Source organism: Kitasatospora sp. MAA19 (genome assembly GCF_029894125.1).
In the GTDB taxonomy this organism is placed as follows: Bacteria; Actinomycetota; Actinomycetes; order Streptomycetales; family Streptomycetaceae; genus Kitasatospora.
Genome location: NZ_JARXYZ010000014.1, coordinates 34,480 through 45,720, shown reverse-complemented (window position 1 = coordinate 45,720; position 11,241 = coordinate 34,480). Strand labels below are relative to the sequence as shown.

At 76.1% G+C, this 11,241-nt stretch carries 5 protein-coding genes and 2 pseudogenes; 1 reads left to right on the top strand and 6 read right to left on the bottom strand.

The genetic code is table 11. The features are described 5' to 3' along the window. Positions 1-2 precede the first annotated feature (2 nt). The 6 genes and pseudogenes from P3T27_RS21810 to P3T27_RS21785 form a co-directional block, all read right to left on the bottom strand. Entirely contained in the window at positions 3-1,166 is a 1,164-nt protein-coding gene (locus tag P3T27_RS21810) for an AAA family ATPase (RefSeq protein WP_280680935.1), read from the bottom strand. After that, a complete protein-coding gene (locus P3T27_RS21805) occupies positions 1,163-6,409 on the bottom strand; it encodes a hypothetical protein (protein ID WP_280680933.1) in 5,247 nt (1,748 codons plus the stop codon). Before P3T27_RS21805 ends, P3T27_RS21810 begins: the two co-directional genes overlap by 4 nt. Then, positions 6,406-7,272 carry a DUF4132 domain-containing protein gene (locus P3T27_RS21800; RefSeq protein ID WP_280681206.1) on the bottom strand — a complete coding sequence of 289 codons (867 nt, stop codon included), beginning with the start codon at positions 7,270-7,272 and terminating at the stop codon, positions 6,406-6,408. The genes P3T27_RS21805 and P3T27_RS21800 overlap by 4 nt, the downstream gene beginning before the upstream one ends. A 345-nt stretch (positions 7,273-7,617) precedes the next feature. Further along, positions 7,618-8,367: pseudogene (locus tag P3T27_RS21795) on the bottom strand (ABC transporter ATP-binding protein); the annotation flags it as partial. A 28-nt stretch (positions 8,368-8,395) separates the two neighbouring features. Next, positions 8,396-8,668, bottom strand: a pseudogene (locus tag P3T27_RS21790) (ABC transporter substrate-binding protein); the annotation flags it as partial. A 267-nt stretch (positions 8,669-8,935) separates the two neighbouring features. Then, on the bottom strand, positions 8,936-10,081 hold the full coding sequence (locus tag P3T27_RS21785; protein ID WP_280680931.1) for a CapA family protein: 1,146 nt from the start codon (positions 10,079-10,081) through the stop codon (positions 8,936-8,938). 347 nt (positions 10,082-10,428) lie between these two features. On the opposite strand from P3T27_RS21785, the gene P3T27_RS41025 reads away from it, so the two are divergent. Beyond that, entirely contained in the window at positions 10,429-11,172 is a 744-nt protein-coding gene (locus P3T27_RS41025) for a universal stress protein (protein WP_348534121.1), read from the top strand. Positions 11,173-11,241: the final 69 nt, after the last annotated feature.

Below are 11,241 nucleotides of genomic sequence, written 5' to 3'. Positions count from 1 at the left end.
CCTCACGCCTCCAGTGCCGGGCGGAGGTCCCACAGGGTGCGCCAGGTGGCGGCGCCCTGTTCGGCACGGCGACGGACCGGGCCGTCCCAGTAGCCGAGCAGCCGGGCCGCGTCGGTCGGGTCGTCCTTGCGGACGACGCCGATGAGCTGGCCGGGGAGGCGGCCGAGCAGGTCTCCTCCGTCGGGCAGGTAGGCGGCGGAGACGCCGAGCGCGGTGGCGACCGAGACGGCTTCGGCGGTGCTCATCACGGTGGACGGGCGCTCGACGTCCCAGCCCTCGGTGGAGCGGCCGGTGCGCAGGTCGCGGAAGGCGGTGACCAGGGCCTCCAGGACGGCGTCGTCCACCGCGTAGGGGGCTCCGGCGCGGGCCACGGCGGCGGTGGACTGGCTGCGGACCAGTTCGACCTCGGCGGCCAGGCTGGCGATCGGGCCGACCGTCTCGAAGTTGAACCGCCGTTTGAGCGCCGCGGACATCTCGCTGACGCCCTTGTCCCGCAGGTTGGCGGTGGCGATCAGGGTGAAGCCGGCGGCGGCGTGCAGCTGCCCGTCCGGGGTGCCGGCCAACTCGGGTACGGCGACCCGCCGTTCGGAGAGCAGGGAGACCAGCGCGTCCTGCACCTCGGGCAGGCAGCGGGTCACCTCCTCGACGCGGGCGACCGCTCCGGTGGTCATCGCGGTGAGCACCGGGGAGGGCACGAGGGCCTCCCGACTGGGCCCCTTGGCGAGCAGGAGGGCGTAGTTCCAGCCGTACTTGAGCTGGTCCTCGGTGGTGCCGGCGGTGCCCTGGACGGTGAGCGCGCTGGTGCCGCAGACGGCGGCGGCGAGCAGCTCGGAGAGCATGGACTTGGCGGTGCCGGGCTCGCCGACCAGCAGCAGGCCGCGCTCCCCGGCGAGGGTGACGACGCAGCGTTCGACGAGGGCGCGCTCGCCGACGAACTTCTGCTCGACGGCGAGGCTCCGGCGGCCGGCCTTGAGCTTCTCGCCGTCGCTGCCCATGACGAAGGTGACGACGGCACGCGGGGTGAGCCGCCAGCCGGGCGGGCGCGGGCCGGTGTCGTGCGCGGCCAGGAACTCCAGCTCGGCGGCGTACTTCTCCTCGGGCGGGATGATCTGCCGGGTCACGGTGGCGGTGTCGGCCCGGTCGGGGGCGGTGGTGGCGGTGCTCATCGGCGGGCCTTCCTGCGCTTGCTGGTCTGGAGCTCTTCGTAGCCGGGGGTGTCGCCGTCGAGGATCCGCTGCCAGGCCCGGACGAACAGCTCCGGGACCGGCAGGTGCGGCAGCGAGGCCTGGTGGGTGGGCAGGTCGTACAGGCCGGCCTTCCAGGTCTCGGCAGGCAGGGCGGGTGACTTGGCCTCCTGCCAGCCGCCGGGCAGGAAGAGGCTGCGGCCGGCCCGGGCGCGTTTGGCCTCCAGCACCAGGGCGGTGGCGGCGAGTTCGGCGCGGGCGCGCTTGAGCCGGGCGGGCTTCCAGCCCGTCCAGCGGGCGACGTTGCGGTCGGTGGGGTCGGGCAGGGCGAGCAGTTGGAGGTAGAGCACGGCGGCGTCCTCGCCGAGGCCGTGCGTCCGGGCCACCTCGATCACCAGGTCGGGGACGGTGTGCTGCGGATGCTGCAGCCAGGCCTGCTCACCGGTGGCCGCGGTGGCGGCATCGGCAGAGTCGGCGTCAGCGTCGGCGTCGGCGTCCGCGGAAGCTGGGATGGAGCCGGAGGCGGCCAGGTGCTCCGCCTCGCCGCGCAGGACGGCCTCGATGGCAGCCCGCTCGGAGGCCAGCCAGTAGCTCTCGCCCAGCCCGCTGAGCAGGTCGAGCACCGGGTCGTCGGGGCCGGTGAGCCCGGCCGGGCGCAGCCAGATCCGCTCGAACTCGGCGTGGTAGGGCGTCAGGACGAGGGCCGGGCCGCAGCGGACCAGTCCGTCCGGGTCGGCTCCGCCCTCGGCCGGCAGGCCGAAGTGGGCGCGCAGCACGGCCGACATCGAGGTGCCCTTGGCGGTGTGGATGAGGTGGAAGTCGAGCAGCAGGCCGGGGTCGGCGAGGCGGCCGCGCAGCGCGGCGGCGGCCGAGGGCAGCAACGGGCGCAGCGGGCTGTCGGCGGGCAGGTGGTAGGCGAGCCAGCGCAGGGCGTCGAGGGTGCGCCCGAGGTCGCCGGAGTCGGGTGCCGCGGCCGGGTCCTCGGCGACCAGCTGGGCCGTGGCCCGGCCGTCGTCGGTGAGCCGGAAGGCGGTGGTGCCGGTCAGCCAGGGGGTCTGTGCCGGGTTGAGCACCGCCTCGATGTTCTCGATCCGCACGCCCTTGACGGTGGCCTGGGCGGCCTCGGGGAGGGTGACGAGCCGTCCGAAGTGCCGGATCCAGGCGGCGGCCCCGGCGTCGAGGTCGGGGCCCTCGGTCCAGAGGGCCTTCGGGTCGGCAGGCAGCAGGGCGCTCCAGACGGCGGCGAGGGCAGCCCGGTCGTGTCCGCGCAGCCAGTCGCGGGCGGCCTTGGCCTCGGCGGACTTGAGGCCGTACTCGGCGAGCCGGTCGGCGGGCAGGACGGTGCCGTACCACTCGAAGAGCGTGGGCGGCGGGCTGAGCAGCAGGGCGGCGCGGGCGGCGCCGATCCCGGTGAGTTCGCCGAAGGCGGCGGCGCGGGCGGGCTCCCAGTGGACGCTGCCGCGCAACGCGGCCACCCGCCGGAACTCGGCGACCCAGGCGGCGCTGATCCGCTCCTCGGTGCCGCGCTCCTCGACGGTGGTGAAGTGGGCGACGGGGCCGAACTCACCGCTCGGGTCGTGGTCGACGGCGAGCCACTGCTCCGTGTCGTCGCGGTGCTTCCGGTGGCCGAGGATGACGACGGTGCGGTCGCCGTGACGCAGCACCTGGCCCTGACGCTGGACGGCGGGCTGGTTGTGGTTGGCCCGGGCGGCGGGTTCGGCGAGGACGATCTCGCGCAGGGTGGCGCCGCGGTCGGCCAGGACGCCCTTGGTCAGTTCGCCGAGGAGGAGGACCAGGCTGGAGCGGTGGGCCGGTTCGGTGAGCGGGGCGGCCACGCCGTAGGCGAGGGTGTCCAGGCGGCCGAGCAGGTGGAGCCAGCCGTGGTGGTCGGCCTCGCCCTGCAGGGTGGCAGTGGCCGGGCTGCTCCAGCCGTCGCCGGTGCCGGCGGGCGGCTGGGCGAGGACGGCGGTGACGGTGCGCAGGTTGTTGAGCACCCGCCACCGGTCGGCGGTGCCCCAGCCGGGCCCGAAGCCGTCGACGTCGGGCAGCAGGGTGTCGACGGCGTCGCGCAGTTCGTGGTCGCGGCCGTGCTCGGGCCGGTGTTCGGCGGCCTCGGCCCCGGAGCGCTTCTCGGCCTCCGGCTGCGGGAGGAACCGGGCGATCCGGGCCAGCAGGTCGGCGGCGCCACGGGCGAGCCCGGCGACCCCGGCGAGCAGCAGCGGGTGGCTGATGCCGGGCAGGACGGCGCCGACCGCCTGGAGCGGCAGGGTACGGGCGGCGCCGGACCGGGCGAGCGGGCGCCGGACGCCCTGGACGGTGATCCAGCGCTGCTCCTCCTCGGGCACCGGCCGGCTGTCGCCCGGCCAGGCGGCGTCGATCAGGCGGGCGGCCTGCTCGGTGCCGACGGTGCGCAGGACGCGGGAGCCGGCCTCGTCGCGGGGCCGCAGGGCGTGCCAGTGGTCGAGCGGCGGGACGAGCGCGGTGCCGGCGGCGGAGAGGTCTCCGGCGCGGCAGGGCCGCAGGTCGGTGGTGCGGTCGGTGTCGGCGGCCAGGTCGGGCAGCGTGAGGGCGAGGCCGTCGCGGCGCGCCTCGGTGACGACCGGACGGGCCTGGCCGGGGAGGGTGAGTCGGCCGATCGGGACGCTGTCCGGGTGGCGGCCGGTGATCGGCAGGACGATGGTCGACCCGTCGGCGGTGCCGGTGGTGACGGTGCGTCCGGGGTCGACCCGGACCCAGCTGCCGAGCACGGTGCCGTCGGTGCCGAGCGGCGTCTGCTCCAGGCCGGGCTGCAGCGGCAGCAGCCTGCTGCGGCCCGGGTCCAGCGGGCCGGCGGCCGCGGTGGCGGCGATCACCGGCGGTTCGGCGGCGCGGCCGAGGGTGCCGGTGTGCGGGTCGAGTTCGCGCAGGGCGGCGCCGCCCTGGCCGTGGCGCAGCGTCCAGTAGCCGGTGCCGTCGCCGAGGACGCGGTGCTCGGCGGGCATCCGGGTGTCGCCGGGGTGCAGCGGCCGTTCGCCGGTGGTGCGGCCGCCGCCGGGCAGCGGGAGGGAGGGGACCTCCGGGTCCCGTTCGCCGTAGTGGTAGCCGGCGATGCGCTGGCCGCCGAGTTCGACGACCTCGTCGGGACGGCTGGACCAGTAGGCCTGCTGCTTTCCGTCCTGGTACCAGACGACGAGGAGTTCGCCGTCGACGAAGCGCAGCCGGGGCCGGTTCCAGCTCTCCAGCGCGGGCAGGCGCAGGGTGTGCTCCAGCACGACGCCCTGCGGGCCGACGACGACGACCCGGTCGTGGCGGGCGAGGATCAGGTGCGGCCAGGCGTCCTCGACGCTCAGGCCGGTGAGGCGTGCGGCGCCGAGGCCGGGTGCGTCGTTCGCCCCGGAGGCCGGATCGGTGCCCGGGTCGGCGTCCGGATCGACGGCGGCAGCGGGCGCAGCGGGAAGGGCGGACACGGCGGCGGCGTCCGGCGGGGCCGCCGGGTCGGCGAGCTCGGCCAGGGCCTGCTCCAGGGCGGGCCAGCCGAGTTCGTCGAGGATGCCGGCGCCGAGCGCCCCGGCGAGCAGGGCGGCCACGTCGAGGCCGGCGATCCGCTCCGCGGCGGCCGGGGCGACGGCCCGGATGGCGGCGCGGTACGGGGTCAGCGCGCCCACCAGGTCGGCGGCGCCGGCCAGGCCACGGGCGGCGGTCAGCTCCTCGGCCCGCAGCTCGGCCCACTCCTCGAACAGCCGGCGCAGCAGCGGCAGGGCGGGCACCCCCCGCTTGACGGCGGTGTCCCAGGCGGGCGGGGTCGCGGCACGCAGGGCGGGCCGGAAGCGCGGGTCGGCGGCGACGGCGGCGAGGCCTGCGCCGTCGGGGCCGCACTGGTCGACCCAGCCGGTGAGGTCGAACGTGTGGGTGGCCGACGGGTCGGCGACGGGCACGCCGTCGGCGAGCAGTCGGTCCAGCAGGTCGAGTTGGGTCAGGCTGCGGCGGGCACCGGTGTACAGGTCCACCGGGACGCCGTCGGCCCGCAGCCGCTCGGCCATCCGGCCGGCCAGGGCGACGGTGGCGGCGCAGCTGGGCCGGGAGCGCCAGCCGCGCCCCAGGTGGTGGCACCACCGCTGGAGCCACGCGGCGGCGGGCTCGGCGCCCTCGGCGCGCGGGCCGGTGAGCAGCTGCTCGGCCCCGGTCTCGGCGAGCAGGCCGAGCCAGGCGGTGTCGTTCGGGGCGACGTCGGAGCCGGCCGGATCGGGCGTGAGCTCCAGCAGGCGGGCCCGGACCGACGCGTCGCGCTTGCCGAGCTCGGTCAGCGGGCCCTGCCAGGACTTCCAGAACGCGGCCGGCGCCCGGTTGACGCCCGGGGCGGCCAGCAGTTCGGCGAGCAGCGCCTGCTCGTGCTCGGTGCGGTCCAGCCCGGCGGCCTTGATCAGCGCGCGGGCGTCCTCGGCGACCCCGGCGTAGGGGGCCATGCCGGCGGCGGAGCGCTCGGTGCAGAGCTGGCGGAAGCGCTGCCAGGCGGTCAGCGGGTCGAGCCGCCCGGCGAGCTCCTTGACGTACTGGCGCAGGGACTTGACGGTGAGTGCGCCCGCGAGGGCGAACTCCAGGAAGACGGCGCGCAGCCGCTCCTCGTCGACCGCCAGGCCGTGGGTGCGCTCGGCCTCGCGGGCCTTGCCGAACCAGGCGGCGGCGTAGGTCTGGTTGCCGTGGGCGAGGAAGATCCGGCCGACCTCCTCGCAGAAGGTGGGCAGGAAGTGCGGCACGGCGCGGCCGAGCCGGGCGGCGAGCGCGTCGAAGCCGTCCTTGGCGGCGCCGGGCTTGGACCGGGCCTGGCGGGCGAGCCGTTCCATCTCCTTGACCAGGGCGAGTGCGTGGTGCCCGTTGGCCGGGTCGTGGATCAGGGCCCAGGCGGGGAAGCCGAGCGCCTCCTGGCGCACCTGGCCGACCTCGGCGGGCGCGCCGTCCGGGGCCAGCCCGAGGAACTCGACGGCGAGGTCCTCGGCGGGGCCGAGCGCGCCGGGGACCAGCCGGACGATCCGGCGCCCGTCGAGCGCGGGGTGGGTGTAGGCGCGGGCGGTGAGCACGTCGGCGGCGCTGTCGGGGCGGCCCGCACCGGGCAGGGTGCCGGGCGGGAGCACGGCCCCGGCGTCGAGCAGGCTCTCGTGACGCTCGGCGCCGTCGGGCCGCTCGGTGCTCGTCGGCTGTGCGGTGCTCGTGTGCGGTGCGGTGCTCGCCTGCTGTGCGGTGGCGGTCATGCCGCGTCCTCCCCTTCGATCGTGCGGCCTGCGTACAGTGCGGCGGCCATCCGCATGCCCTCGGACCAGGCGACCGGGCCGACCTCGGCGAGCGGCAGAGCCCGGCCGTCGGGGCCCGCCCAGCTGAGCGCGCCGGTCTCGCAGGCGTCGTACTCGTAGTAGTCGCCCACCCAGACGCGGGCCTCGACGGTGTGCCCGTCCTCCACCACCGGCTGGACGGCGGAGCCGCCGCGCACCCGGTGGCCGAGTCGGGCGCAGCGCCCGAGCAGTTCACGCAGTTCCCGGTAGCGACCGCCGGCGTAGGTCGTGACCTCGGTGCCGGACGAGGACTCGGTGCCGGACGAGGGCGAGTCCGGCCGGTGCCAGACCTCGCGGTAGAGCTGCTGGACGCGCTGGGAGACGCCGAGTTCGACGGCGAACTCGCGCAGGTCGTCGAGGTCCGGGAGCAGCACGGGGTGGGGTATCAGGATCTCGCCGTCGGTCAGGCGCACGGTGTCGCCGTCCAGGTCCACCAGGCCGAGCCCGCGCTCGGCGTCCGCACCGCGCAGGAAGCCGGTGACGGCGCCGTCCGCCCCGGTGACCACGAGGTCGCGCAGGACGGCCTGCCAGGCCTCGTCCGCCCAGACCGCGGTGAGCACGGCGGCGGGCACCGGCAGCGAGCGCACCATCCAGCGCTCGACGTCCTCCTGGCAGCGCCGCTCGTGGGCGGCCAGCCACTCGGTGAGCTGCCGGAGCTGGGCGACCACCGGGTCGTCACCGAGCTTCGACGGAAGGGACTTGAGCTCGCGGCCCGCCGCGTTGCGGCACACCACCTTGCCCTCCCCGTCGAGTGCGACGCGGTAGCCTCCCGCGTCTGTCTCCACCCATGCCACGGACGTACTCCTCACCTGTCGGTCAGCGATGGGAGGAACGTAGCGAGGGGCACTGACAAAACGACGGCCGGGGCGGCCGCTCCGCGGACCCCGGAGCCCAAACCAGTCGAACGAGTGAACGGGGCCCGCTGCCAAGGGAAGCGGACCCTCAGGGCGGCCACCCCGCGGAGCCTGCTTCCACCCCGGAGGGCGCAGCCGGGGCGGGCGAGCGCAGCACAGCGGGCGCGACGACCCGCCACCCCGCCGCCGAAAACCCACCGCCGAAGACCCACCGCCGAAAACCCGCCGTCGAAGACCCGCCGTCAGCGCGACGGCGCCCGCGGGACGATCACGGGCCGCGCCGTCGCCCGGGGCGGCGAGCACGTGGCTGTCGATGTCGTACCGCGCGCGCACGAGCGGCGCGTCGACCACCTCGCGCGGCGGCCCGCTGGCGACCACCACGCCGCCGCGCAGGGCGACGACCAGGTCGGCGTAGCGGGCCGCCGCCGCGAGGTCGTGCAGCACCATGACCACCGTCCGCCCGCCCGCCGCGACCTCCCGGACCAGCTCCAGCACCTCGACGGCGTGGCCGAGATCGAGCGCGCCGGTCGGCTCGTCGAGCAGGACGACGGGCGCGTCCTGGGCGAGCACCATGGCGAGCCAGCAGCGCTGGCGCTGGCCGCCGGAGAGGCGGTCCAGCCGGCGGCCGGCGAGTTCCTCGACGCCGGTGGCGCGCAGCGCCCGCGCGGTGAGCCGCTCGTCGTCGGCCGACCACTGCCGGAACAGCCCCTGGTGCGGGTGGCGGCCGTAGCGGACGAGTCCGGCGACGGTGACCGCCTCGGGAGCCTGCGGGCTCTGCGGGAGCAGCGCGACCCGGTGCGCGGCCTGGCGCGGCCGCAGCCGCCAGATGTCCTCACCGCCGACCAGCACCCGCCCGCCGTCCGGCCGGTGGAGGCGGGCGGCGGCCCGCAGCAGGGTGGACTTCCCGCAGCCGTTCGGGCCGACGACGGCGACCACCTGCCCCGCCGGGACGGTGAGGTCGACGCCGCCGAGCACCGGGCGGCCGGGGCCGTAGCCTGCGGCGAGGCCATGGATCGTCAACTCCATGACGGTTCCCTCGCGTTGGGGTGGGCGGTCAGGAGGAGGCGAGCGCCTTGCCGAGGTCCCCGATGACGACGTCGGCGGCGAGCGGGCCGCCGCGGGTGGACCAGACCGAGCCGTCCACGGTGACGGCGTGGTTGTTCTTGACCGCGTTCAGCTCCTGGTAGGCGGGCTTGGTCTGGACGTCCTTGAGCGCGGACTTGCCGTCGTCGGTGAGGGTGGAGAGGAACAGCCAGCCGCCGTCGATCTCGGCAAGCTTCTCCAGGCTGAGCGCCGGGCTGTGGGCGTTGCCGTCCTTGTCCTGCGCCACCGTCAACTCGCCACCACCCCGGCCGACTCCGACCCGACCGCCCCCAGTTCCGAGGCCTGAGCCAGTACGAGACGTATCGTCTCGCCGATCACGCGGAGCACCGACCTCCTCACGCCGCGCACAGCACGGACGCCCCACGCCCGAACCCACCTCGACCTGCGGCGCCCTGACCACCCCCGCCAAGGAACCGGCGCCCGGCACGCTCCAACTCGTGGGCGAGGAAGGGAAAGAAGAGGGAGGGAGAGAGAGCGCTGCGCGCCCGCGTCAGTGCTGCGCGGCCGCCGGGGCCGGGGTGAGGCCGGTGCAGCCGCGAAGGGCGTCGCGGCGCTTGAGAGCCGCCTCGGCGGTGGCGCCCGCGACCGGGACGGGGACGCCCTTGTCGTCGATGGTCGCCGGGGTGAAGGCCTCGCCGGTGACCTTGCCGTCGCCGGTGAGGGTGAGGGTGGTGACGCCGGTCTCGTTGGAGAAGGCGTAGTTGGAGGTGCCGTACCAGAGGAAGTTGCCGAAGCCGTAGCCGATGTACGTGGTGCCGAGCATGCCCGAGCCGACCATGGTGTGCGCGTGGGTGCCGACCACGGCGGTGGCGCCGGCGGTGGCGAGCTTCTTGGCGATGGCGGTCTGCGGGCCGGTCGGGCAGGACTTCCCCTCGTCGCCCCAGTGCAGGTAGACGAGGACGACGGGCGCCTGCCGCTTGGCCGCCTCGACCGCCTTGACCAGCGCGGGGGCGTCGAGCGCGGAGGCGATGCCCGGCTTGTCGGCGCCGGCCCGCCACTTCTGGTTGGTGAGGTCCTCGACCTGGCTGGCGGCGACGACGGCGACCTTCACACCGCGCACGGTGGTGACGTACGGGGCGTACGCCTCCTTGGCGTTGCGCCCGACGCCGACGACCGGGATCGGCGAGGAGTCCTTGGCGGCGAGGGTGTCGGTGAGGCCGTCGGCGCCGAAGTCCACGGCGTGGTTGTTGGCCATCGAGACGACGTCGACGCCGGAGTCCTTGAGCACCGAGAGCGCCTTGGGCGAGGTGCGGAAGGTGTAGGTCTTCGGCTCCGGGGCGCCGCGCCCGGTGATCGCGGTCTCCAGGTTGAGGACGGACAGGTCCGCTTCGCCGAGCGTCCTGGAGAGCGGGCCGAGGGCCTGTTCGGGCGACGGGACGGCGAGCCGGGCCTCGGTGCGGCCCTCGAAGTGGACGTCCCCGGCGAAGGCGACGGTGATGCTGCCGTCGGGCCGGGGCGCGGCGTTCTTGCCGGCGCCGGTGCCGGACGGCGCCGCGCCCGGGGTGGTGGGCGTGCCGGCGGGGGCCGTCGTCGTGCCGGGCGCGGCGGCCGGCGCCGGGGCGGGGCCGTCGGGCCCGCAGGCGGCGACGGCGGTCAGCCCGACGAACAGCGCGACGACGGCCGCGGCACGGCGCATGAGTGATCCCCCCGAGGTCGATTCAGAAGCGGTCAGCCTACGGCACGGCTTCAGCACTCATCCGCCCCGGATCCGCACCATTGCGAACACCACACGGCACCGGAACCAGCGACGCGTCCGCCATCAGGACGTCCCGTCCCAACCGCCCCACCCGACCCGGCCATCCCGTCCCTGGCGCACCGGGCGCGCACGCGCGCAGCGTGGTGGAGGGGGCGTCACACGGACATCACCCGGGCCCGGCCTCACACGGGCAGCACACCGGGGCGGCACACCGGCCCGGGGCAACACAGCGGGGACAACGACACGGAAGCCTGCCGCACGCAGGCTCCCGCCGGAGGTGGTAGGCCATGGGCAGCAACGAACCCGCCCCCGGCCGGGCGCGCCGGATCGTGGTCGGGATCGACGGTTCACAGCCCTCGAAGGCGGCCCTGCGCTGGGCGGTCGGGCAGGCCGTCCTCACCGGGGCGACGGTGCACGCCGTGGCGGCCTGGGAGTACCCGTCGCTGTACGGCTGGTTCGCACCGATGGTGGACGACGGCTTCGAGCAGGCCGCCCGCCGCACCCTGACCGTCGAGGTGGACGAGGTGGTGGGCCCGAACCGCCCGGTGGAGGTCCGGGAGAGCCTGGTGCTCGGTTACGCCGCCGAGGTGCTGCTGGAGGCGGCCGAGGGCGCGGACCTGCTGGTGCTGGGCAGCCGCGGCCGCGGGACCTTCGCCCGCACGCTGCTCGGCTCGGTCAGCACCCGCTGCGCGGTGCACGGGGTCTGCCCGGTGGTGATCGTCCGCGCCGACGGGACGGCCTCCGCGCCGCGGCGGCCCACCGGGGAGGAGGCCGCCGTCGACGCCGTCCGCACCAAGGACTGGCAGCTCAGCCTGCACGTCGTGGAGGACCGCGACACCACCCGGGTGCACGCCGTACTGGACACCGACGGCGGCGTCCTGCACAGCGACGCCCTCGCCCGCCGCAATCCGCTGGACGCCCCGACACCCGCCGTCGGGGACGAGTTCGCCGTCGGCCGCGCCCTGGTCGACCTGGGTCACCAGCTGTTGCGCGCCGGCGTGCACGGCGCCACCGGACCGGCCGAGGACTGAGCACCGCCCCGGCGCGGTAGGAGATGCTGAACCGCCACGTCCGCCAGAGCCTGGAGCCGCACGCACCCC

Coding starts and splice junctions, on each gene's coding strand:
- P3T27_RS21810 (WP_280680935.1), bottom strand. CDS start 1,166: ATGAGCACCGCCACCACCGCCCCCGACCGGGCCGACACCGCCACCGTG.
- P3T27_RS21805 (WP_280680933.1), bottom strand. CDS start 6,409: ATGACCGCCACCGCACAGCAGGCGAGCACCGCACCGCACACGAGCACC.
- P3T27_RS21785 (WP_280680931.1), bottom strand. CDS start 10,081: ATGCGCCGTGCCGCGGCCGTCGTCGCGCTGTTCGTCGGGCTGACCGCC.
- P3T27_RS41025 (WP_348534121.1), top strand. CDS start 10,429: ATGGGCAGCAACGAACCCGCCCCCGGCCGGGCGCGCCGGATCGTGGTC.